This is a genomic window from Sulfitobacter sp. M05 (genome assembly GCF_029285175.1).
Lineage (GTDB): Bacteria > Pseudomonadota > Alphaproteobacteria > Rhodobacterales > Rhodobacteraceae > Sulfitobacter.
Genome location: NZ_JABEDH010000002.1, coordinates 490,227 through 513,309 on the forward strand (window position 1 = coordinate 490,227; position 23,083 = coordinate 513,309).

At 57.5% G+C, this 23,083-nt stretch carries 17 protein-coding genes; 4 read left to right on the forward strand and 13 right to left on the reverse strand.

Annotation, left to right across the window (positions count from 1 at the left end; all coding sequences use genetic code 11):
- Positions 1-54 precede the first annotated feature (54 nt).
- Genes HKX44_RS10555 through HKX44_RS10565 form a run of 3 tightly spaced genes read right to left on the reverse strand, consistent with a single transcriptional unit; the run spans position 55 to position 5,541 of the window.
- Positions 55-3,363, reverse strand: a complete 3,309-nt coding sequence (locus tag HKX44_RS10555; RefSeq protein ID WP_276151290.1) for an error-prone DNA polymerase — start codon at positions 3,361-3,363, stop codon at positions 55-57.
- Positions 3,363-4,907, reverse strand: a complete 1,545-nt coding sequence (locus tag HKX44_RS10560) for a DNA polymerase Y family protein (RefSeq protein WP_276151291.1) — start codon at positions 4,905-4,907, stop codon at positions 3,363-3,365. Before HKX44_RS10560 ends, HKX44_RS10555 begins: the two co-directional genes overlap by 1 nt.
- On the reverse strand, positions 4,798-5,541 hold the full coding sequence (locus HKX44_RS10565) for a hypothetical protein (RefSeq protein ID WP_276151292.1): 744 nt from the start codon (positions 5,539-5,541) through the stop codon (positions 4,798-4,800). The genes HKX44_RS10560 and HKX44_RS10565 overlap by 110 nt, the downstream gene beginning before the upstream one ends.
- Positions 5,542-5,791: 250 nt before the next feature.
- Between HKX44_RS10565 and HKX44_RS10570 the strand changes: the two genes are divergently transcribed.
- Both HKX44_RS10570 and HKX44_RS10575 read left to right on the forward strand, forming a co-directional pair.
- A complete protein-coding gene (locus tag HKX44_RS10570) occupies positions 5,792-6,661 on the forward strand; it encodes a DMT family transporter (protein ID WP_276151294.1) in 870 nt (289 codons plus the stop codon).
- Positions 6,662-6,724: 63 nt separating this feature from the next.
- Positions 6,725-7,714 (forward strand): GlxA family transcriptional regulator, encoded by a 990-nt coding sequence (locus HKX44_RS10575; RefSeq protein ID WP_276151295.1) that lies wholly within the window; start codon positions 6,725-6,727, stop codon positions 7,712-7,714.
- A gap of 33 nt (positions 7,715-7,747) precedes the next feature.
- Here the strand turns inward: HKX44_RS10575 and HKX44_RS10580 are convergent, their stop codons facing one another.
- Complete coding sequence (locus HKX44_RS10580) at positions 7,748-8,266, reverse strand: glutathione peroxidase (RefSeq protein WP_276153715.1); 519 nt, start codon at positions 8,264-8,266, stop codon at positions 7,748-7,750.
- Between the two features lie 391 nt (positions 8,267-8,657).
- Here HKX44_RS10580 and msrB point away from each other — a divergent pair, with 391 nt between their 5' ends.
- Positions 8,658-9,101 carry a peptide-methionine (R)-S-oxide reductase MsrB gene (msrB, locus tag HKX44_RS10585; protein ID WP_276151296.1) on the forward strand — a complete coding sequence of 148 codons (444 nt, stop codon included), beginning with the start codon at positions 8,658-8,660 and terminating at the stop codon, positions 9,099-9,101.
- A complete protein-coding gene (gene msrA / locus HKX44_RS10590) occupies positions 9,098-9,607 on the forward strand; it encodes a peptide-methionine (S)-S-oxide reductase MsrA (RefSeq protein ID WP_276151297.1) in 510 nt (169 codons plus the stop codon). Before msrB ends, msrA begins: the two co-directional genes overlap by 4 nt.
- Before the next feature lie 25 nt (positions 9,608-9,632).
- Here msrA and HKX44_RS10595 read toward each other — a convergent pair whose 3' ends face one another.
- The 9 genes from HKX44_RS10595 to HKX44_RS10635 all read right to left on the reverse strand — a co-directional run bounded on the left by HKX44_RS10595 (position 9,633) and on the right by HKX44_RS10635 (position 22,960).
- On the reverse strand, positions 9,633-11,636 hold the full coding sequence (locus HKX44_RS10595) for a hydantoinase/oxoprolinase family protein (RefSeq protein ID WP_276151298.1): 2,004 nt from the start codon (positions 11,634-11,636) through the stop codon (positions 9,633-9,635).
- A gap of 67 nt (positions 11,637-11,703) precedes the next feature.
- Positions 11,704-12,732 carry a tRNA epoxyqueuosine(34) reductase QueG gene (queG, locus tag HKX44_RS10600; RefSeq protein WP_276151299.1) on the reverse strand — a complete coding sequence of 343 codons (1,029 nt, stop codon included), beginning with the start codon at positions 12,730-12,732 and terminating at the stop codon, positions 11,704-11,706.
- Positions 12,733-12,797: 65 nt separating this feature from the next.
- Positions 12,798-13,463, reverse strand: a complete 666-nt coding sequence (locus HKX44_RS10605) for a glutathione S-transferase family protein (protein ID WP_276151300.1) — start codon at positions 13,461-13,463, stop codon at positions 12,798-12,800.
- Positions 13,464-13,520: 57 nt separating this feature from the next.
- On the reverse strand, positions 13,521-14,246 hold the full coding sequence (gene mtgA, locus HKX44_RS10610) for a monofunctional biosynthetic peptidoglycan transglycosylase (protein ID WP_276151301.1): 726 nt from the start codon (positions 14,244-14,246) through the stop codon (positions 13,521-13,523).
- Between the two features lie 130 nt (positions 14,247-14,376).
- Positions 14,377-18,909 (reverse strand): glutamate synthase large subunit, encoded by a 4,533-nt coding sequence (gene gltB / locus HKX44_RS10615; RefSeq protein WP_276151302.1) that lies wholly within the window; start codon positions 18,907-18,909, stop codon positions 14,377-14,379.
- Positions 18,910-19,024: 115 nt separating this feature from the next.
- The gene (locus HKX44_RS10620; protein WP_276151303.1) at positions 19,025-19,453 is read right to left on the reverse strand and encodes a GFA family protein; all 429 of its coding nucleotides are present in this window, start codon (positions 19,451-19,453) and stop codon (positions 19,025-19,027) included.
- A gap of 117 nt (positions 19,454-19,570) precedes the next feature.
- Positions 19,571-21,004, reverse strand: coding sequence for an NAD(P)-dependent oxidoreductase (locus tag HKX44_RS10625; RefSeq protein ID WP_276151304.1), 1,434 nt, complete (start codon positions 21,002-21,004; stop codon positions 19,571-19,573).
- A gap of 157 nt (positions 21,005-21,161) precedes the next feature.
- Positions 21,162-21,968, reverse strand: a complete 807-nt coding sequence (locus HKX44_RS10630) for an undecaprenyl-diphosphate phosphatase (protein WP_276151305.1) — start codon at positions 21,966-21,968, stop codon at positions 21,162-21,164.
- Complete coding sequence (locus HKX44_RS10635) at positions 21,968-22,960, reverse strand: complex I NDUFA9 subunit family protein (protein WP_276151306.1); 993 nt, start codon at positions 22,958-22,960, stop codon at positions 21,968-21,970. Before HKX44_RS10635 ends, HKX44_RS10630 begins: the two co-directional genes overlap by 1 nt.
- Between the last annotated feature and the right edge of the window lie 123 nt (positions 22,961-23,083).

The window sequence follows — 23,083 nt, forward strand, 5'->3', positions numbered from 1 at the left end:
GTGCCTTCGCGGCGATTGCATCAACCTCCGCTTTTAAAAGACCACGATCGGGTCTTAGTGAAAATCTCGGGACTTTGGAATAACACGTACATTACGCGGGTGGCCTCTGATCCCTACCTGTCCCGGAATGGGATGCGTTGGATGGTCACCGCGCGTTGTGATTTCAGGCAAGGCGACGTCCGACAATCCTGCAAGGCGCTCACTGCGGTCTTGTAGATCGTCTGCAACGACGTGGATCACGCGCCCGTCGGTTTGCAGGCGCCCTTTGACCACCAGCAGCCGCGCAGCCATGATTGTTGGGCGGTACACTTTGAACATCCTGGGCCAGATCACGAGGTTCGCGACGCCGGTTTCGTCCTCAAGCGTGATAAAGCACACGCCCTTGGCACTCCCCGGTTTTTGCCGTACCAGAACCAATCCCGCGAGCGAGACACGTTGTCCATGATACATGCGTGTCAGGTCTGATGATGCGGCAAACCCCTGTTGGTGCAGACTGGTACGATAGAACGACATCGGGTGCGCTTTGAGTGATAGGCGTAAGGTTTGATAGTCTGCAACGACGTGTTCGGCCTTGGGCATCTTGGGCAACGCCACATCTGGATCAGGCCCGCGTGTGCTGGCAGCTGCATGTTCAAAAATCGGCAAGGCAGGGGCATCTTTCAGAGCCTGCGATTGCCAAAGTGCTTGGCGGCGGTCGATCCCCATAGAACGCAATGTGTCCGCCGCAGAGAGTTTACCGATAGCTTTCACATCCAAACCTGCGCGTTCTTTCAGGTTGGCGATGTCACTGTAGGGCGCGTCACGCATGGCGGCGATCCGGTTTGCAGCGTCTTCATATAGCCCATCAACCAAGCGCATACCCAGTCGTAAGGCAAACCCGTCGCCACAAGGTTCTAATGTGCAATTCCAATCAGAATAGTTCACGTCAACGTCGCGCACTTCTACGCCATGGTCGCGGGCATCCCGCACGATTTGTGCTGGCGCATAAAACCCCATGGGTTGCGAGTTCAGCAGCGCACAAGCAAAAGCCGCTGGGTAATGCCACTTCATCCAGCTTGAGACATAGACCAGTTTGGCAAAGCTCGCTGCATGGCTTTCGGGAAAGCCGTATTCGCCAAACCCTTTAATCTGGTCAAAACAGCGTTGAGCAAACACGGGATCATACCCGCGTTCAACCATATTCCCGACCATCAGCGATTGTAGCTGCTCAATCGTGCCGCGTGACCTGAATGTTGCCATCGCTTTGCGCAAGGCGTTGGACTGGGCGGGCGTGAACTTGGCCGCATCCATCGCAATTTGCATCGCTTGTTCTTGGAATATTGGAACGCCCATCGTGCGTTCTAATATTTTTTTAAGCTCGTCCTGCGGATGGTCTGGGCCTGGACATGGATAATCGACCTCCTCTATCCCTTGCCGCCGCCGCAAATAAGGATGCACCATATCGCCTTGGATTGGACCAGGTCGTACGATGGCGACCTCAATCACGAGATCATAAAACACACGCGGGCGCAGTTTGGGCAGCATTGCCATTTGCGCACGGCTTTCAACTTGGAACACCCCGAGGCTGTCACCTTCGCACAGCATATCATATGTGGCCGTGTCGTCTTGCGGAACAGTAGCGAGTTCAAACCGCTGATCGTAATGCGCATCAATCAGATCAAAGCATTTGGCAATGCAAGTCAGCATCCCAAGCGCCAGAATATCCACTTTGAAGATGCCCAAAGCGTCGATATCGTCTTTATCCCATTCGATAAAACTCCGCTCGGGCATAGCCCCATTCCCGATTGGAACGATCTCCGTCAGCGGGCGCTCAGTCAGGATAAAACCTCCGACATGTTGCGATAAATGGCGCGGCATACCGATCATCTGTTTGGCCAATTTTAGCACAATCCGCAGATAGGGATCAGACAAATCAAGCCCCGCTTCTTTGGCCCTCTCGTCATCCATCTGCCCTTCGAAACTGCCCCAAATGGTGCCCGCGAGTTTGGATGTCACATCCTCTGACAACCCCATCGCTTTGCCGACCTCACGGATTGCAGATCGGGGACGGTAGTGGATCACGGTCGCGCATAGCCCCGCGCGATGACGCCCGTATTTACCGTACATATATTGGATCACCTCTTCGCGGCGCTCATGTTCAAAATCAACATCAATGTCAGGCGGCTCATCCCGTTCTTCGCTCAGGAAGCGTTCAAATAGCACGTTTGTTTCATTGGGATCGACGGAGGTAACCCCAAGGCAAAAGCAGACGGCAGAGTTGGCCGCTGATCCGCGTCCCTGACACAGAATTGGCGGCTGTGCCTCATGCCGCGCAAAGCGGACAATATCGTTGATGGTCAGAAAATACCGCGCGATGTCTTTGCTTTTGATCAGCGCAAATTCTTTGTGGATCAGGGCGATCACATGATCGGGTGTGCCATCTGGATAGCGGGTTTTGGCCCCCTCCCATGTGAGCTGTTCCAACTGGTCTTGGGCGGTTTTCCCTATCGGCACGATCTCATGCGGGTATTCGTAGCGTAGATCGGTCAGTTGGAAGGTGATTGTATCTGCCAAGGTGCGCGTGGCTTTGATCGCATGGGGCCAATCTGCGAAAAGACGGCTCATCTCAGTGGGGGATTTGAGGTGGCGTTCGGCGTTTGCCCCCAGCAAGAAACCGGCCTTGGGTACAGTCACGCCTTCACGAATTGCGACCATGACGTCCTGCAAGGGGCGTCGGTCAGGTGCATGATAGAGCACATCGTTTGTGGCTAGAATTGCCAACCCATGCGCGCGAGCCAACATATCAAGCCGGTTGATCCGCACGCGATCATCGCCACGATAAAGATACGTCGCACCGATATAAGCCATATCGGGCAACGCCTTCATAAGACGCGGCAGGCACGCCGCGAACACATCTAAATTCTCGGGCGGCATGACGATAAGGTGCAGGTCTTCGGCGTGGTCGCGTAGCATCTCAAGCGTCAGGTGCGTTTCGCCTTTGTCCTGCCACGCGCCGTCTGCGGTTTGCATTTTGCCCTGTGATAAAAGCATAGATAGCCGTGCATATGCGGCACGATCCTGTGGGTAGGCCAGCAATTCCGTTCCACACAGCAACACCAGACGCGCCCCTATCAGCGGATGCACGCATGCTTTTTCAGCTTCCGTGTGTATTCGGACAATTCCCGCCAGCGTGTTACGATCTGCGATGCCGATACTGTCATAGCCCAGCACGTTAGCCTTCGCCGTCAAATCCACAGCGTCAGATGCCGCCCGCAAAAAGGAAAAGCAACTGGCCATGCCAAACTCTACATATGGGCTAGGCGGGTTGGGCGTGAAGCCTTCGTCCTCCAACGTGCGGCGCGGATTTCCCTCTTGCAGCGGCATCAGGTGAAGAACCCATGCATAAACCAACGTGGATCATCGCCGCGCCCGTCATACAACACGCCTTCACGGTAGAGCCAAAAGCGACGACCATCTTGAACCTCGACCTTGTAATAATCACGCAATCGCGTGCCGGGTCGGTCGCGCCACCATTCTGGCGCGATACGTTCCGGTCCTGCGTGGCGTGTCGATTTATACAGCACCCCGCGCCAGCGAAATTGCGATGGCGGGCCTTCGGGAACCGCATAGATCACGCGCACCTCCTCAGGGGGACCAAGGACGCGGATGGGGCGCTCGTGCGGTAGTTTAGGCGCTTGCGTGGGCGCACCTTGCAAGGCTGGCACACGGCCTTCAATCCGCTCTGGAATATGGCTTTCGCGCCATGTGGACCACGTGATGTTCTCGCGTCCCAACCGCGCGGTGAGCCTGTCGATCAATCCTGAAATATCAGCCTGTGCGTCGCGTTTGCCATCAAGGTTTTCTTGGATGCGCATTACAGGTTCGACCTGCACAGCCTCAAGCGTAAGCAGATCAAATCCGAAACCGGGATCAATACCGTCGAGTTTGCCATCAAAGAGACGCAGCAGATGGGCCTTATCACGGCTGGCCTTGGCCGTAGTCAACTGCACCGTTCGGCATTCGCTATCAATGCGGTAAATTATAAGGCGCAGCTGACGCGCCCCTTGTTCCGCATCGGCCAAGTGTTGGCACAGCTCATCCACAAGCCCTTTGAGGTGCGGCACAGGGTCAATTACAGGTTCAGACAGGCGCGCACGGGCGATAAATTGCACATGATCAGCGGGCGCGTTCAACGGATCAGGGCTGGCACCAAAAGCGCGATCCATCAGCATCAATGGGTTTTGGTCTGCGGGTATCGTAGAGAATCGCTGCATTAAAGCGGCGCGTGGTACAGTGACCAATGCGCCGATTGTTTTAAGGCCAAGCCGATCAAGCAAGCGTGTCGTCTCAGGCGTCAGACGCAACGCCTTCACGGGCAACGGCGATAGTGCCGACGCCACATCTCGACACCTGCTGATCTGAAAAGGGATACCATAGCGCGCCAAAGCCTGTGCGGCCCCCGGTGTCGGGGCCATCGCCACCTTTGCTGTCAGCCCCTGTATGGCAAAACGTTGTACTATATCGCGCAACATCCGCGCATCGCCCTCAAACAAATGGGTGGCCCCCGTCACATCCAAATACAACCCATCGGGCCCGTCCTTCACAGTCCACGGACACCAGCGCCGTGCCCAGTGTACAAGGCGTTGCATCAGGGCCTGATCACCATCTAGATCGGCACTTTCAACGTGTAAGTCGGTGTGGATCGCCTGCGCATCGACCACACGGTCGCCGATGTTGATGCCGCGCGTTCTTGCGGCTTGATTAATGCTATACACGACAGGGCCATGGGTGCCTTCACGCGATAAAACCACGGGTACATCACGGCTTGGCACTGTCCGGTAGGCGCTGATCACCCGTTTCCAGCGTTCGTAGGTCAGATCGGGGAACCAGACTGAGACGATCTGCGGCGCGGCTTGCTTGCGGGTCATAACGCGCGACCCAGCGCCCCGGATTGCGGCCTCGCGCACGAAATAAATCCAGATCCCACTGCGCCTGTCCTGGGGCCTGCGCATCGTGCGGATTGGGCTGGGACGGCAATGATACCACGCGCCATCTTGCGCGCGCCGCACTTAAGACACCGGGATCGCCACTGCGGATCAGATACAGTGGGACGCCTGACGCTTCTGCCCGCATCGTCAGACGTTTGGTGGCAGTAAAGTCTAGTGCAGCGGGTGCGCCATGCACCTCGCCTATGACAGCGGTCAGACCTGCACATGTTGCGGCTTCCTCCATTGACCACAGCACATCGCGCGGATGACTGACAGTGACTCGCAAGATTGGCTGCGTAATCTGCATGGACCGCAGACCCGGTGCATAAAGCTGCCCGTTTTCGCGGCGTGCTGCATAATCCTGCACCCACACAATAGGCATATCCACTTGACCTAATTCTGCCAAAACAACGCCAATTGCACCCGCATCGGCGGATTTTTGACACAAAACGTCCGTCAATGCAGGTTGCCCAAAGGTGACAGGCTGAGGGAACGGCAAAATTTGCCCATATAAAGAATCGTAGGTCATACACCAATAGCATTGTTCATGTTTTGTTCTTTTTTGCAAATTCATAATAGTGGACGTTCATGCACTGTTCGGCATCTGTGACTCTGGACCCTTTCAAGACCTTCGCCGCGACCCGCGCGAAGGTCAGCTATGCCGATTTTCAGGATTTTGGGTCAATCTTTAACGTGAAGGTCAAATTCGTCTGACGTTCCACATAGAACGGGACTGGCAAGCCCACGTCGCAAAGCACAGACACCCCCCTTGCCCCTGCGTTCGTCTTGGCAGAGTTTGCAGCCATTCAGGGACGGGGTTTCACATGGACATACGCGCAATACTGATGGGGCTGATCTTTGCGATCATGTGGTCATCGGCTTTTACCTCTGCCCGCATCATCGTTGCTGACATGTCGCCCCTGTTCGCCCTGTCCTGCCGCTATCTGATTTCGGGCCTATTGGGCGTCACCATTGCGCTGGCTCTTGGCCAGTCCATGCGGCTGACACCGGCACAATGGCGCGCCACGATCATCTTTGGCATCCTGCAAAACGCCGTTTACCTTGGTCTGAACTTTATCGCGATGCAAACCGTCGAAGCCTCCCTTGCCGCCATCATCGCTTCAACCATGCCTCTGCTTGTCGGGTTCGCCGTCTGGGTGATCTTTGGCGAACGGCTGCGCCCTATGGGCATCGCGGGCCTGTTTGCCGGTTTGATCGGCGTCGGCATCATCATGGGCGCGCGCATTAATGGCGGTGTCGATCTGGCGGGCGTCGGGCTTTGTGTGGTGGGCGTCATCGCGCTGACCGCCGCAACCCTGCTGGTACGTGGTGCCACCTCTGGCGGGAACTTCCTGATGATCGTCGGCTTGCAAATGCTGGTCGGCTGCGCCGCTTTGACATTGGCCACCCTTGCATTCGAAACCCCACGCCTAAACCCGACAGTGCCGCTGGCATTGGCCTTTACCTACACCTGCCTGTTCCCTGGCCTTGCCGCGACAATCATCTGGTTCTGGCTGGTCAACCGGGTTGGGGCCACACGCGCCGCAACCTTCCACTTTCTCAACCCGTTCTTTGGTGTCGCCATCGCCGCCCTTCTCCTCTCCGAAGCTCTGGGCGCACGCGACATCCTTGGCGTGGCAATCATCACCGCTGGTATCCTCGCGGTTCAGGTCTCACGCCAGCCCAGGTCTTAAACACGACAAAACATGCCGCAGTTCGGCGTCTGGCCGACAGGCCACACTGTATAAGCTGGGGCGATGAACCCAGACGATTCACCCAAGTCCTATGCTTTCCTCCTGCTGCCGGGTTTCTCAACTCTGGGGTTTTCCTGTGCGTTGGATTGCCTGTCCCTTGCAAACCACCACCCGTCCGGGCGTCAATTCTACCACTGGCGGATGCTGTCGGCGGATGGCAATCCGGTGTCCGCCTACAACGGGGTCCGCGTCGAGGTCGATTGCGCCCTGACCGAGTTGGACCGGCATGAAACCCTGATCGTCTGTGCTGGTGAAAACGCAGGCCAAGGCAGTACCAAACCGGTCCTGAACTGGCTGCGCCGCGAAACCCGCAAGGGCATGGATTACGGGGCGCTTTCCTCTGGCACCTATACGCTGGCCCTCGCAGGTTTGATCGGGGGCAAGCGCGTTACAACCCATTGGGAATACAAAACCGCACTGGCCGAAATGCTGCCTGATGTTGTCATGGAGGACACGCTTTATTCCGTTGACGGGCGCGTCTTTACATCGGCGGGCGGGGCGGCCTCTATGGATCTAATGCTGTACCGTGTCAGCGCCGATTACGGCACCGACCTTGCCACATGGGTCGCTGATCAAATGGTCTATACCGCGCCGCGCGCGCAGTCACAGGGGCAACGCATGTCCTTGCTGTCACGCCCCGAGGTGCGCAACGCCAAGCTGCTCCTCACTATCCAGATCATGGAAAACAACCTCGAAGATCCTCTGCGCCCCGATGAAATCGCCGAACTGATCCACCTGTCCACACGACAGCTGGAACGCCTATTTGCACGCTATCTTTCGACCTCGCCCAAACGCTACTACCTGCATCTGCGACTGGAGAAAGCCCGCAACCTTCTGCGCCAGACCGACCTGAGTGTGACTGACGTCTGTGTCGCCTGCGGGTTCAAATCCCTGTCGCATTTCTCAAAAAGCTACCGCAACGCCTATGGCAATCCACCGGGCACCGAGGCGGCGGATGGCAAGGTGCTGTGGTCAGGAAACACCAAGGGGTAACCCCCGAAAACGCGGCCCCCCGACGAACCGGACTTACTTCAAAAACGGCTCTATTGCGTCAAGGATCGCCCGTGACTGCGGCTTGACCATCGCACCCCATGTACCCGCAACCGTCCCGTCAGGCCCGATCAGCACCTTGTTGAAATTCCACCGCGGCACAAACCCTGTTTCCGCCCGCACCGCTTTGTAAAATCCATGCGCGTGGTGGCCTTTCACATGGGTGATATCCGCCATCGGCAAGTCCAGCCCAAAAGTAACCTCGCAAAATTCCTTAACTTCGCTGCCGCTGGCCAATTCCTGATTGAAATCATCCGATGGCACGGCCAGCACCACCAGCCCTCGACCTTTGAATGTATCATACAGGGCCTGCAACCCACCGTATTGCTTTGTAAACCCACATTGTGACGCTGTATTCACCACCAGCACCGGCTGGCCGGCCCAGTCGCGCAGGTTCATTGATCCTCCGTCAATGCTGGCAAAGGTCACATCACGGGGTGCCGCGCAGACCACCGTGCCCAGCATCGCAAGAACCAATCCGAAAACCCATTTCATTCTCAACTCCCCTTTCCGCCATCTCTGCTGCCAGACACGCAGCCCGATCACATGAAGTTGCACAATCGACAGAAACCCTTTGAATTTCACGATCACACCCCATCTAAGGTCAGGACCCATTAATCCTGTGCCGTCAGTTTGCCCGATTTTTTCGCTAACAAGGAACATCTTATGCAGAAATAGTGGTTCTATTTCAAATGGATGTGACGATGGAAGCGGCAAACCCGCACGGCGGGAATTTCACTTCATTTCAGCGTCTTGGACCGCTTGCAAATAGAACCACTATTGACGGCGCGGCCCAAACCATTGAAATTTCGTGAAATTGCCGCTGACGATACAGGATTAATGGGTCCTGACCCTAATGCACAACAAAAGCGCCAAGGAGGACGTCATGTCAAAATATGAAAAACGCGCCGAAGTCGTCGCCAACCTGTCACCCGAAGAATATCACGTGACACAGGAAAGCGGGACGGAACGCCCGGGCACCGGCAAGCTGCTTGGTAATAAAGAACCCGGCATCTATGTGGATATCGTTTCAGGAGAGCCCCTATTTGCCTCCTCCGACAAATACGAAAGCGGCTGCGGCTGGCCCAGCTTTACCAAACCCATCGAAAACGTGACCGAACACCGCGATGCATCACTGGGCATGGTCCGCACCGAAGTGCGCAGCAAACACGGCGACAGCCACCTCGGGCATGTTTTCCCCGACGGCCCGCCAGATCGTGGCGGTCTGCGCTATTGCATCAACTCTGCCTCGCTGCGCTTTGTCCATCGCGATGACATGGCTGACGAAGGCTATGGCGATTACATTACTCAAGTGGAGGACGTAGCATGAATACCGAACGCGCAGTTCTGGCAGGTGGTTGTTTCTGGGGGATGCAGGATCTGATCCGTCGCCGCCCCGGCGTGATTTCGACCCGTGTGGGATACACCGGTGGCGACGTGCCAAATGCCACCTACCGCAACCATGGCACCCACGCCGAAGGCATCGAAGTGGTCTTTGACCCCACGCTCACCTCATTTCGTGAACAGCTTGAGTTCTTTTTTCAAATCCACGACCCTACAACCGAAAACCGGCAGGGCAACGACCGTGGCCTCTCCTATCGTTCCGCCATCTACTATGTGAGCGATGAACAAAAGGCCGTGGCCTTGGACACAATCGCCGATGTCGACGCCTCGGGGCTGTGGCCGGGCAAGGTCGTGACCGAAGTCGAACCAGCTGGTGATTTTTGGGAAGCAGAGTCCGAACACCAAGATTACCTTGAGCGGACCCCCAACGGCTATACCTGCCACTTCCCCCGCGCCGACTGGGTCTTGCCCAAACGCGCCGCGGCTGAATAACGGATTGGGCGGGGTTACCCCCGCCCTACATTGCCACGCGCGGGCGCCCCGCGGCCTCAACAGTGATATGCGCCTCAATAAAGACCTCCCGCGATTCAACACCGGCTGTCCGGATGTCGCGCTGCACCGAGACCTGAATATCCTCGGCACCGGCCATCTGCGCCTCAGCCGTGGCGTCACGCCGCAAAACAGTCTCTAACTCTGCCAATGCACTGTCTTGATCTGCAAAATCGACAGGCCCGTCCAAAAGATGCACGCGATATTTCCCCTCGCTGGGTGATGTCACCGTCCCGCTTTGGCGCATCGTGACCCGCCCCACCACCGCACCGATGGCATTGGCGACGCCGGCATATTCCGGCAGGATCATCTCACAGCCCAGCATTTCACCAACAGCCGGATAGTAACTGCGGGCAGAGGCCCCCAACCCAACAACAGAGACGTTCAAACCAGTCTCTAACTTGACCAAACCGTGATGCCCCGCCATCCCGCGCTGCATCAACACATGTCTGGCCAGAACCGCCGGATCGGCATCAAATGGGAAATCCTCCTCGGCAAAAGCAGTCTCTAACAAAGCCAAACTCGTCTGGTAGGTCAGACGATCCACAATCATCTGCGCCACGTCATCCTCACTGGTCGACAGAACCGTCCCTGATCCCGTTCGCCTGCGCCCGAACAATTGCAGCGCCTTGCGCGCAGCACCGGCATCCCACTCCATCACCCGGCCCAGAACATGGCTGGCATCCGAGGGCGTCACCCCGGACACCTGAACCAATCCGCGCCCAACCAACCGTTGCAACGCGCCCTGTTCAACCCGCGCCCGCAAGATGTCCCCCAAAGGATGAAGCCCCTCTCCAATTCGCTCAAGCAACTGTGTTTCACGCGGCCCGATACCCTCCCGGCTCAGCCCCTGCACCGCCCGCACGAATCGCCCGTCATGCTCTCCCGGTGTTGACGCACGCAGCTGCGCATCCAGCGCAGTATGCACCACCTCTGGCGCATCAACCGCCACCAGCGATACCGGAAGCACCCGCTTTGGCCCCAGGGTCACGCCCCCCTGCAACCCTTCCGCAATGAAATGAACCTCACTGTCCCCACCAAGGCCGGTCGTACGCATCGCCACCGCCTCGACCATGGTGCGATAGGGGCCAACACGGGCACCCGCCGGATCAATCGCCGGACGCCCATCGCGCAACAACGCGACATCCGTCGTTGTTCCGCCGATATCACTGACCAATGCATGATCCACACCCGTCATCCATCGCGCCCCGACAATCGACGCCGCCGGTCCACTCAGGATTGTCTCGATAGGCCGCTCGCGCGCCTGTCCGCTGGAAATCAGCGCCCCATCTCCCCGAACCACCATCAGCGGGGCCTCGATCCCCATCGCTGTCAGCGTGTCTTCGGCACGCCCGATCAACCGATCGATCATCCCAATCAGCCGTGCGTTCAACACCGCCGTCAGCGCCCGCTTGGGGCCATTCAACTTGGCCGATAACTGATGTGACGCCGAAACTGGCCGCCCGGTAATTTGCGCAACCAATTCTGCCGCCCGCAGCTCATGCGCCGGATTGCGCGTGGCAAACTGGCTGGCAACAGCAAACCCGCTGACTTCTTCCTTATGTGTCTCTAAAAAGACGATGAGCCCCGCTTCATCCAACGCCATCGCCTCGCCACCGGCATGATTATGACCACCGTCCAGCACGATATAGGGATCACCCTTCAGCGCCTCGGCCAATCCGTGCCCCGCCAAATCCTTCTCGCGAAACCCGATATAGATCAGCGCAACGCGCCCGCCCTGCCCTTCAACCAGCGCATTGGTCGCAAGCGTCGTCGACAGCGACGCCAAGGCAATGTCAGACGCGGCCACATCGGCCTGTGCCAGAACCGCCTGCACTGCGGCCCCCACCCCCAGCGCAAGATCATGCCGCGTGGTCAACGACTTGGCCGAAGCAATCACCGCCTCTTCATCCCGCACCAACACCGCATCCGTATAGGTGCCGCCTGTATCAACGCCCAAAAGCAACGCCATGGCCATTCCCCTCATTTCATTCGAATCAGGTGTATCGGATGGAACAAAATGGTCCAGCCTGTTTGCGTCAGCCCGCGGCCAACTTCTCCAGCGCCCAAACCGCCGCATCCGCAACCGCTGGATCAGGATCATGCATCAATCCCCGTGCCGCCTCCGCCAGCTCCGGCAAACCGGAATTGCCAATGGCATAAAGCACGTTGCGCACAAAACGGTCCCGCCCGATACGCTTCACAGGCGATCCTGAAAACCGCAACCGAAACGCCGCATCATCCAGTCCGACCAGTTCCTCCAGATCCGCCGCCTCGCGCAAGGCCCCGTGATACCGCATGTCGCTCGCCTGAACCGCAAATTTGTTCCAGGGACAGGCCGCCAGACAATCGTCACATCCGTAAATCCGGTTGCCCAATTTGCCGCGCAGCTCATGCTCCACCGGCCCCTTATGTTCGATCGTCAGATAGGAAATACAGCGCCGCCCGTCCAACCGGTACGGGGCCGGAAAAGCCTCCGTCGGACAGGCCACCTGACAGGCCGTGCAGGAACCGCAACGGTCCACCTCGGGGGCATCCACCTCCAAATCCAATGTGGTAAATACAGACCCTAAAAAGGCCCAATTACCCCAATCCCGACTTACTACATTGGTGTGTTTGCCCTGCCATCCCAACCCGCTCGCCTGTGCCAGTGCTTTCTCCGGCACGGGGGCTGTATCGACAAAAACCTTCACCTCGCAGGGCTGCTGCTCAATCAACCACCGCGCCAGCCGCTTCAGCCGCTTCTTGACAATATCATGATAATCGCGCCCCTGCGCATAAACCGAAACGGCAGCCTTTTCGGGATGCGCCAATACCGCCAACGGATCATGTTCCGGCGCATAGCTCTCGGCCAGCATGATCACCGATTTTGCCTCTGGCCACAGGGCCGCCGGGTTACCCCGCCACGCCATCCGGTCTGCCATCCATCCCATCTGCCCATGGTACCCGGCCTGCACAAAGGCCTCCAGCCGTGCTGGCACCTCGGGCACATCCCAAGGACGACAAATCCGGCAGGCAACAAACCCTTCGCTCAGAGCTTGTTCAACCAACCGCGCCTTCAGGTCCATTCTCTTTTTGGCCTTATATACTGTCCGCACTCTCGGCAGGCACAGGAACTGGCGTGGGCCACCGCTTAAAAATCCAGATCGTTATAATGTTTCGGCGGCGGGAATCCCGATACCTGATCCGCCAACAGGGCACGAAACGCCGGACGTGACTTTATCTTGGCATACCAGTCTTTCACCACTTCCGACCGGTTCCAATCCACGTCCGAAATATAATCCAGCGACGACAAATGCGCCGCCGCAGCGAAATCGGCCAATGTCATTTTATCCCCCGCCAACCAGCGGCGATGATCCAGCAACCATGTCATATAATCCAAATGGTATTTGATCGCCTTGGCACCGGCCTTGACGTTCTTACTGTCGGGATACCCCTGTTTCATCATCTTCTTGTTCACCCGCTCGTACAACAGCTTGGATGTCACCTCGACATGAAACTTGTCATCAAACCAATTGACCAGCCGGCGCACCTCTAACCGCTCTAACGGATCAGAAGGCAACAAGGACGGCTCCGGTCGGGTCTCTTCCAGATATTCGCAGATCGCAGCACTTTCCGACATGATAATCCCGTCAAGCCGCAGCACCGGCACCTTGCCAGCAGGGTTGCGCCGCATAAAATCGGGGTCCTGCTCCCAATAGCGTTCTTCAACCAGCTCCACTTCGATCTTCTTTTCAGCAAGACTCAGGCGCACCTTGCGGCAAAACGGGGAAAGGGGAACGTGGAACAGGCGCGCCATTACAAAGTCTCATGCTGAACTGATTTCAATACTCAATGCCCGTATACGGCGTGCAATTCAACTCTCGAAACAGGCCGCACGCCCGTCCTTGCCGATTGTCGCCGCCCCGTCACGCACCTGACGCGCCCGTTTCAAAACGAATCCGCTGGGTCTTGAGGCGGATCGCGTCTTGGGCGACGGCAGGATCGCCGCCAACTGCGCGGCCTGCGTTGCGGACAAATCAGCGGCAGAAACACCAAAGTAATGTCGGGCGGCGGCCTCTACCCCGAAAACACCTTCGTCAAATTCGGCGACGTTCAGATACACCTCAATGATACGCCGCTTTGACCATATCGCCTCGACCAACGGGGTAATCAGGGCTTCGGCTGCTTTGCGCGCCCAGAGCCGCCCATGCCACAGATAAACATTCTTGACGGTTTGCTGGCTGATCGTCGAGGCCCCACGGGCAGATCCCTGCTCAATCGCCATTTTGATCGCCGGCAGATCAAATCCCCAATGCTGACAGAAATTCGCATCCTCCGCCGCCACAGCAGCGCGCGCCATCACCGGCGCGACCTTATCAATCGACACCCATGTCTGTTTCACACCGCCCAACCGGCGCCCTTCGGTAAACATATAGGCGGTTGTCGGCGGGTTAATCAGCGCCCCCAGCAGCACCAGCGCCACCGTTACCAGAAACACAATCGCCACGGCCCGCAACACCCAGCGCCGCACCCGCTTGCGCCATGGCAGACCAACGGCCTTCTTGACCGGTTTCTTCTTTGATGTCGCTTTGCGGGCCATCCCACAGATATAGGGCGCGGGATCGGCTTTGTGAACGTAATTGAATGCCGCAGTGACATTTCCAGCGTCCCTGCGCCCTTCCGGTCAAGGCGGATCAGCGGGCACCGCGGTTGCGACGCCCGCCATAAATTTATTCCGCAGGAACCGCCGTGGGTTCAAGGCTTAGCGGTGCCGGCAAATGCGTCAACATCTCCTTCGGGCAAATTTGCAGGAAGTTCTGTTTTTCCTGCTCCCAATGCTGAAGGATTTCTGCCGCCTTGACGCTGTTGGTCTCTTCCAGATGCCGCTCCAGCAACCCTTTCAACTGCGCCGTCCAGTGATCCACAGTCACGGGGCATGTCACCACCGTTTCATGGTTCATCAGCAGGGATGCTTCGCCGTCCGGGTCATAAAGATAGGCCATACCGCCCGTCATCCCGGCACCAAAGTTGGCACCAATCGCCCCAAGGATCACCGCAACACCGCCGGTCATATATTCACACCCGTTACTGCCACAGCCCTCAATAACCACCTTCGCGCCAGAGTTGCGCACCGCAAACCGCTCGCCCGCACGTCCGGCAGCAAACAGATGCCCCTCGGTCGCACCATAAAGAACAGTGTTCCCGATGATGGTGTTCTCGGACGCGGTGATCCGGCTCGACATCGGCGGACGCACAACAATCGTGCCGCCAGACAAACCTTTGCCAACATAGTCATTGGCATCACCAGACACTTCCAGCTTCAGTCCCGGGGCCGCGAACGCGCCCAACGACTGCCCCGCAGACCCGGTTAGCTTCACCGTCAGGTGATCCGGCTGCAACCTGTTGCGCATCCCGAACTGTTTCACGATATGGCTTGATACCCGCGTGCCCACGGTCCGGTGCGTGTTCTGCACCGCATAAGACAGCTGCATCTTCTCGCCATCTTCAAGGAACCGCGCGGCATCCCGCACGATCTGCGCATCCAGCGTATCCGGCACCACATTGCGCGGCTTGTCGCGGTCATAGACGTTTTCATGCGCCCCATCGACCGTGATCAACAGCGGGTTCAGGTCCAGATCATCCAGATGTGCTGATCCACGTGAAACCTGTGTCAGCAGGTCCGCACGCCCGATCACATCCTCCAGCGATTTTGCACCGATACGTGCCAAAATCTCGCGTACCTCAGTGGCATAGAAGGTGATCAGGTTCACAACCTTATCCGCATTGCCGGTGAACTTGTCGCGCAGCGCCTCGTCCTGCGTGCAAACCCCCACAGGGCAGGTGTTGCTCTGGCACTGACGCACCATAATACAGCCCATGGCGATCAATGCCGCCGTGCCGATGCCGTATTCCTCGGCCCCCAACATCGCCGCCATGACAATGTCCCGGCCCGTGCGTAAACCACCATCGGTGCGCAAGGTTACGCGATCCCGCAGGTTGTTCATCGACAATACCTGATGGGCCTCGGTCAAACCCATTTCCCACGGCAAACCCGCATATTTGATCGAGGTCGCAGGGCTGGCACCGGTGCCGCCATTGTGACCCGAAATCAGGATGATATCCGCCTTGGCCTTGGCCACACCGGCGGCAATCGTGCCAACACCGCTTGAAGCCACCAACTTCACCGTCACCTTACAGCGCGGGTTGATCTGCTTCAGGTCATAGATCAGCTGCGCAAGGTCTTCGATGGAGTAGATGTCATGGTGCGGCGGTGGTGAAATCAACGTCACCCCTTTGGTCGAATGCCGCAGACGCGCGATCAGATCGGTCACCTTCATACCGGGCAGTTGCCCACCCTCACCGGGTTTGGCACCCTGCGCCACCTTGATCTCCAGCTCTTCACACTGGTTCAGATACTCCGCAGTCACACCAAAGCGCCCCGATGCGACCTGCTTGATCTTGGCAGACGGGTTATCACCGTTCGGCTCGGGTACAAAATGCGCCGGATCTTCACCGCCTTCGCCACTGTCCGACTTGGCACCAATCCGGTTCATTGCCACGTTCAACGTCTTATGCGCCTCAGGGCTTAGCGCGCCCAGGGACATGCCTGGTGTCACAAACCGCTTGCGGATAGAGGTGATGCTTTCCACCTCTTCCAGCGCCACGGGTTCGCCCAACGGTTTGATGTCCAGAAGGTCACGCAGATGGATCGGCGGATTGCTTTGCATCTTTTTCGAATACTGTTGCCACATCTGATAAGAGGCTCTGTTACAGGCCATTTGCAGCAGATGCATACTCGACGCTTCCCACGCGTGGGTCTCGCCAGACTTGCGTGCCTTGTAGAACCCGCCAATGGGCAAGACGGTGCCGTCCCCCTGCCAGCCCTGCGCATGAACCGCTTCGGCTTTGCGCTGAATGCCGGTGACACCGATGCCGGAAATTCGGCTGGTCATCCCCGGGAAAAACTCTGCACACATGGCACGGGACAGGCCCACAGCCTCAAAGTTCAGACCGCCGCGATAGGACGAAATAACGCTGATGCCCATCTTCGCCATGATCTTGAGCAGACCCTGATCAATCGCTTCACGATAGCGTTGCACAGCCTCGGTCAGCGTTTGATCCAGCAAACCGCGCTCAATCCGATCCGCCAGCGAATCCTCCGCCAGATAGGCGTTAACAACGGTCGCACCGCAGCCGATCAGCACCGCAAAATAATGCGGATCAACACATTCGGCAGAGCGCACATTCAGCGATGTGAAGGTCCGTAAACCCTTGCGCGTCAGGTGGCTGTGGACCGCGCTGGTCGCAAGGATCATCGGCATTGCGACCTTGTCCGCACTGCTCAGATGATCGGTCAGCACCAGATGGCCCGCGCCGGAACGAACCGCATCTTCGGCTTCGGCGCGCACACGGGCCAGACTGGCGTTCAGATTGGTGCCCCCCGCCTCAAAGGTGCAATCGATTGTCACCACATCAGCGTTAAAATGGCTGAACAGCTCGTCAAACTGCGCATTGCCCACAAAAGGCGAATCCAACACCAGAATTTCGGTCTGGCTGCTGTCCTCGTCCAACACGTTCTTAAGGTTACCGAACCGTGTCTTCAGGCTCATCACCCGGAATTCACGCAGGGAATCAATCGGCGGATTGGTCACCTGCGAGAAATTCTGACGGAAGAAATGGCTTAGCGGACGGTACTGTTTCGACAAAACAGCCGAAGGCGTGTCATCGCCCATCGAGGCCAGCGTCTCCTTGCCGTCTTCGGCCATCGGGGCCAGAATCTGCTCCAGATCCTCGATCGAATACCCCGCCGCAACCTGACGCTGGCGCAGGTCATTACCGGTATAGACCGGCTGCTCCGTCACCTTGGCCAGAGGCCCGTCCAGCTCGACAATCTTGCCAACCCAATCACCAAAGGGCAGCGCCTGTGACAGCTTGTCCTTGATCTTGGCGTCGTGAAACAGCTCGCCCTTCTTCATATCAACCGCAATCATCTGACCAGGGCCAAGCGCGCCCTTTTCGATGACATTGGGTTCATCCATCGGCACCATGCCCGCTTCGGAACCGGCAATCAGCATCCCGTCGGCGGTCACCACATACCGCATCGGCCGCAAACCGTTGCGATCCAAGCCCGCACAAACCCAGCGGCCATCCGTCATCGCCAATGCGGCAGGGCCATCCCATGGCTCCATCACAGAGTTGCAATAGGAATACATGTCGCGCCACGCCTGCGGCAGCTCCACCGCCTGCTTTGACCAGCTTTCAGGCACCAGCATGGTTTTCGCCATCGGTGCGGAACGTCCCGCACGCACCAAGGCCTCGAACACCGCATCCAGCGCCGCTGAATCCGACGAACCTGCCGCCACAATCGGTTTGATATCCTCGGCCATATCGCCAAAGGCACCCGATGCCATGCGAATCTCGTGGCTCTTCATCCAGTTCAGGTTGCCCTTTAGGGTGTTGATCTCGCCGTTATGCGCCAACATCCGGAACGGCTGCGCCAGCCACCACTGCGGAAAGGTGTTTGTCGAATAGCGCTGGTGATAAATCGCAAAGGCGCTCTCGAACCGTTCATCCATCAGATCGGGATAGAACTCCGCCACCTGCTCGGCCAGCATCATGCCCTTATAAATGATCGACCGGCAGGACATCGACGCAATGTAGAACGACGCAATCCCCGCTGCGATGGCCGCCTTTTCGATCCGGCGGCGGATGACATAAAGCTCGCGTTCGAAAACATCCTCATCCACTCCCTTAGAGTTGGAAATCAGGATCTGTTCAATCTCGGGGCGGGTCGCATTCGCCTTTTCCCCCAGACAAGAGGTCTTCACCGGGACATGCCGCCAGCCATAGATGTAATACCCCATCCGCAGAACTTCGGATTCAACAATCGTCCGACATGTTTCCTGCGCGCCAAAGTTGGAGCGGGGCAAAAACACCTGACCCACCGCGATCAACTCGTCTTCGCGCGGTTTGTGACCGGTGCGGCGCACCTGATCGTAAAAGAACGGCACCGGAATTTGTACATGAATGCCCGCGCCGTCGCCGGTTTTCCCATCCGCATCTACCGCACCACGGTGCCAGATCGCCTTCAGCGCCTTAATGCCGTTTTCCACAACCCCGCGGCTGCGTGTTCCGTCAATATTAACAACAAGGCCCACGCCACAGGAAGAATGCTCTTCTTCTGGGGAATACAGACCTTTTTCGGCCATCATCGCCCGCTTTGCTTCCTCACGTGCGACCCACTCGGCATTATACTTGGTCATGGGTTAACTCCTTTGACAAATAATTTCTGGCTCGGGGATGCCGCCCGCATCTTGCGGCGGCGGTTCCCGTCTTGCCGGCGGGACGCAATGCCCTTTTCCCGGCCTAAATCCTTACTCACGGGTTTTGCTCTTCTGACGGCGCAAACATTGCAATGGTCTCCGCCGTACTCATCCGTTTATGATCCCCGGCCAAGGCATAGCCTTGCGGACATTTGTCGGAAAAGAACTCAACCTTGAGGGTGCCGCCGCCCGCATTCGGGAACAGCCCTGCCGACAGGTTGCGCGACCCATCTTCGTCAAACCCATACCAAAGCGTCGATCCGCAAGTTCCGCAAAACCCGCGCCCGCCCCAGTCAGATGATTTGAACTGCTGCGCTGGGCCAGTCACCGAAATGCTCCCCGGTACCGTCTCAAGCGAGAAAAACGGCCCCGATGTATGCTGACGGCACATGTCACAATGACAGGCCCGCAAACGCGGGTTGTCTACTGTGGCGGAGATTTGCACCGCACCGCACAGGCATTGACCCTGTATTTCTTCAGACATTGTTCATTCTTTCGCTTTTTCAGGCCAATATCGCTGACCTATTCACTTTTGGCTGGCCGCATTGCTGCGCTGCGGCGGTGCATCGGGGGTGTACAGAAGGCGTACCGGGGGTGCCCCCTATTCCGCCGCCAACGATGCCATGTTGTTCAACCGGTCAAGGATCGCCTCGGCGCAATCGCGCCCGTCCTTGATTGCCCAGACCACCAGTGACGCACCGCGCACGATATCACCCACCGCATAAACACCGTCCATCTCGGTGGCACCGGTGATATATTCGGTCTTGATCGTGCCCCAGCGGGTCACCGGCAATTCCGGCTCATTCCAAAGCGTTGGCAAATCCTCAGGCTCGAAACCCAGGGCCATGATCACCAGATCCGCGTCTTCGACGTAATCCGCACCCTCGATCACCTCCGGTGCCTGACGCCCTGTTGCATCCGGCGCACCCAGACGCATCTTTTGCACCATCACACCGCTGACCGGATCACCGACAAACCCTTTGGGCGCGGTCAGCCATTCAAACTGCACGCCCTCTTCCTCGGCATTGGCAACCTCGCGCTGGCTGCCCGGCATGTTGGCGCGGTCACGACGATACAAACACTTCACGCTTTCCGCGCCCTGACGGATTGACGTACGCACACAGTCCATCGCGGTGTCACCACCACCGATGACAACCACCCGCTTGCCCTTGGCATCCAGACGACCGGAATCAAATTCCTCCACCGCATCCCCAAAACTTTTGCGGTTGCTCGCCGTTAGGAAATCAATCGCCCGTTCAAGGCCCGGCACGCCAATACCAGGGGCCTGAATTTCCCTTGTTTTGTAAACACCTGTGGCAATAACCACCGCATCATGTGCCTCGCGGATCTCGGCAAAGCTGATGTCCTTGCCGACGGTGCAATTCAGCTTGAACGTCACGCCGCCCGCCTCAAGCTGTTCATTGCGGCGCATCACCACATCTTTCTCAAGTTTGAAACCGGGAATGCCATAGGTCAGCAATCCACCAGCGCGGTCATATGTGTCATAGACCGTGACCTGCACACCCTGCCGGCGCAGCACATCCGCCGCCGCCAGACCACCGGGGCCCGCACCGATGATGCCAACGCTTTCGGTGCGCTCTGCCTTGGGTTTGATCGGCTGAACCCAGCCGTTTTCCCATGCGGTATCCGTAATGTATTTTTCGACCGACCCGATTGTCACGGTCCCGTGGCCAGATGACTCAATGACGCAATTGCCTTCGCACAGGCGGTCCTGCGGGCAAATGCGGCCACAAATTTCCGGGAATGTATTGGTCGCCTGCGATACTTCATAGGCCTCCTGCAACCGCCCCTCTGCTGTCAGGCGCAGCCAGTCAGGGATGTTGTTATGCAGCGGGCAATGGCTTTGACAGTAGGGGACACCGCACTGGCTACAACGGCTGGCTTGCTCCTTGGCTTTGGTGTCCGCGTACTCTGCGTAAATTTCATTGAAGTCCGCACGCCGTAAATCAGGCGGACGCTTTTCCGGCATATCCCGCTCAAGACTCACAAATTTCAACATCGGCTGCTTTGCCATGGTCATTTCCTTACGTATCACCCGCCAGGCACACCAGCTACTACAGGCCGAAAAGGAATAAAAGACAGCAATGCTGACCTATATATGAGTTTTACGAATTAGCTACCAAGCTTGCATTCAATTACCGCGAATTTTAGATCCGTATCGGACCTACCATTTAAAATCCTGCCATCAATCCAGCCAGGGCCACACCGCCGACAATGATCCGCCACCACCCGAACAAGGCGTAGCCGTGCTTGCTGACATAACCCAAAAGCCACTTCACAACGAGAACCGCCGCAATGAAAGCAAACACGAAACCCACCGCAATTTCACCCATCGCATTGGCGTCCAGCACATCGCGGTTTTTGTAGAGATCATAGGCAAAAGCACCGGCCATCGTCGGCATCGACAGGAAAAACGAGAACTCCGCAGCCGCCCGTTTGCTTGCGCCCAACATCAACGCCCCCACGATGGTCGATCCCGACCGCGAGGTGCCCGGGATCATCGCAAGACACTGAATAAAACCGATTTTCAACGCCATCGACAGCGGGAATTCCATCGCATCATCATGTTTTGTTTCCGGCGCGATACGCTCCACCATCAACAGGATAACACCGCCAATAATCAACATCACGGCAATCAACACAGGCGTTTCAAACAACACCGTCTTGATAAAGTCATGGGCCAGAACCCCGATCACCACCGCTGGCATAAAGGCCACCAGCACCGACAAAATAAAGCGCCGCGACGCAGGGTCATGCGGCGCGGTCGAGAACACCGCCCACAACCGTGACGCATAAACAGTGAGAATCGCCAAGACCGCACCAAGCTGGATCACAACCTCAAAGGTGCGACCCGCGCTTTCAAAGCCTAAAAAATGGGCAGCAAGCAGTAAATGTCCAGTCGAGGACACCGGAATGAACTCTGTCAGCCCCTCCAGCAACCCCAGAAAAGCGGCAACCAGCGTCGTGGAACCATCCATCAGCTGTTGCGCAGGTTTTGTGCCGAATCCTTGATTGCGTCATACTGACCGGACGGACGGAACCGCCACAGGTAGTCGACCAGAACAGCATCCATTGCCACAGGCGTAATGCCAAGTTCTTTCAAACCCTTGGCATCCTGCGCCACGACATTGTCTTTACGCAGGTTCTTCAACTGGTCACGCGTCAACACGCCGTTGGACACCAGACCACCCGTCACCGCCTGCACCATGTCAAAGCCCCAGGCGATAATGCCCGCGATCCAGTTTGGCAGGTTCACAATCAGGCGACGGCGGTGGATCACATCCAGCATCCGCTGCATCAGCCCGCGCATGGTTTCTTTTTGCGGACCGCCCAGCTCGTAAACGCCACTGGCGGCCTTACCGGTCACGCCCATCTCTGCCGCTTCGGCAACATCACCGACATAGACCGGCTGAAACTCGATATTCCCGCCCGCGATAGGCAACACAGGGCTGATACGGGTCATACCAGCGAAGCGGTTGAAAAAACCGTCCTCTGGTCCGAACACAATAGAAGGCCGCAGGATAACGGCATTCGGCATATGCTCCAGTACCCCGGCTTCACCTGCGGCTTTGCTGACGGCATATTCACTGTCCGCATCCGCATCCGCATCTGCACCAATCGCTGAGATATGCACCATACGGCCCACGCCATTCTCCGCAGCCAACCGCGCCACGCGCGCCGCACCTTCGGCCTGCACCGCATCAAATTTGTTCTTACCGCTTTCGGCCAGAATACCAACGCAGTTCACCACGGCATCCGCACCACTCAGGGCAGCCCGCACAGAAGCATCATCGCGAATATTGCACAATACCGGCTCGACCTGTCCGACAACACCGTAAGGCTTCACAAACAAAGCTTCGTTCGGATTACGAACAGCCACGCGTACCCGCCACCCCGCACGCGCCATCCGCTGTGCGATATAACGCCCGACGAAACCGGACCCGCCATAAATTGTAACCAACTTGGACATGGTGATGCTCCTGTCTGCGCATTGACTTTAAGGTGATGTACCGCCCTGTCGGGCTTGCGACAAGCAACAATTGGAGGGGCACGCGGCAATGAAGCTTCAAGAACCTCGAATTTTTGATTAAAT

Coding starts and splice junctions, on each gene's coding strand:
- HKX44_RS10555 (WP_276151290.1), bottom strand. CDS start 3,363: ATGCCGCTGCAAGAGGGAAATCCGCGCCGCACGTTGGAGGACGAAGGC.
- HKX44_RS10560 (WP_276151291.1), bottom strand. CDS start 4,907: ATGACCCGCAAGCAAGCCGCGCCGCAGATCGTCTCAGTCTGGTTCCCC.
- HKX44_RS10565 (WP_276151292.1), bottom strand. CDS start 5,541: ATGAATTTGCAAAAAAGAACAAAACATGAACAATGCTATTGGTGTATG.
- HKX44_RS10570 (WP_276151294.1), top strand. CDS start 5,792: ATGGACATACGCGCAATACTGATGGGGCTGATCTTTGCGATCATGTGG.
- HKX44_RS10575 (WP_276151295.1), top strand. CDS start 6,725: ATGAACCCAGACGATTCACCCAAGTCCTATGCTTTCCTCCTGCTGCCG.
- HKX44_RS10580 (WP_276153715.1), bottom strand. CDS start 8,266: ATGAAATGGGTTTTCGGATTGGTTCTTGCGATGCTGGGCACGGTGGTC.
- msrB (WP_276151296.1), top strand. CDS start 8,658: ATGTCAAAATATGAAAAACGCGCCGAAGTCGTCGCCAACCTGTCACCC.
- msrA (WP_276151297.1), top strand. CDS start 9,098: ATGAATACCGAACGCGCAGTTCTGGCAGGTGGTTGTTTCTGGGGGATG.
- HKX44_RS10595 (WP_276151298.1), bottom strand. CDS start 11,636: ATGGCGTTGCTTTTGGGCGTTGATACAGGCGGCACCTATACGGATGCG.
- queG (WP_276151299.1), bottom strand. CDS start 12,732: ATGGACCTGAAGGCGCGGTTGGTTGAACAAGCTCTGAGCGAAGGGTTT.
- HKX44_RS10605 (WP_276151300.1), bottom strand. CDS start 13,463: ATGGCGCGCCTGTTCCACGTTCCCCTTTCCCCGTTTTGCCGCAAGGTG.
- mtgA (WP_276151301.1), bottom strand. CDS start 14,246: ATGGCCCGCAAAGCGACATCAAAGAAGAAACCGGTCAAGAAGGCCGTT.
- gltB (WP_276151302.1), bottom strand. CDS start 18,909: ATGACCAAGTATAATGCCGAGTGGGTCGCACGTGAGGAAGCAAAGCGG.
- HKX44_RS10620 (WP_276151303.1), bottom strand. CDS start 19,453: ATGTCTGAAGAAATACAGGGTCAATGCCTGTGCGGTGCGGTGCAAATC.
- HKX44_RS10625 (WP_276151304.1), bottom strand. CDS start 21,004: ATGGCAAAGCAGCCGATGTTGAAATTTGTGAGTCTTGAGCGGGATATG.
- HKX44_RS10630 (WP_276151305.1), bottom strand. CDS start 21,968: ATGGATGGTTCCACGACGCTGGTTGCCGCTTTTCTGGGGTTGCTGGAG.
- HKX44_RS10635 (WP_276151306.1), bottom strand. CDS start 22,960: ATGTCCAAGTTGGTTACAATTTATGGCGGGTCCGGTTTCGTCGGGCGT.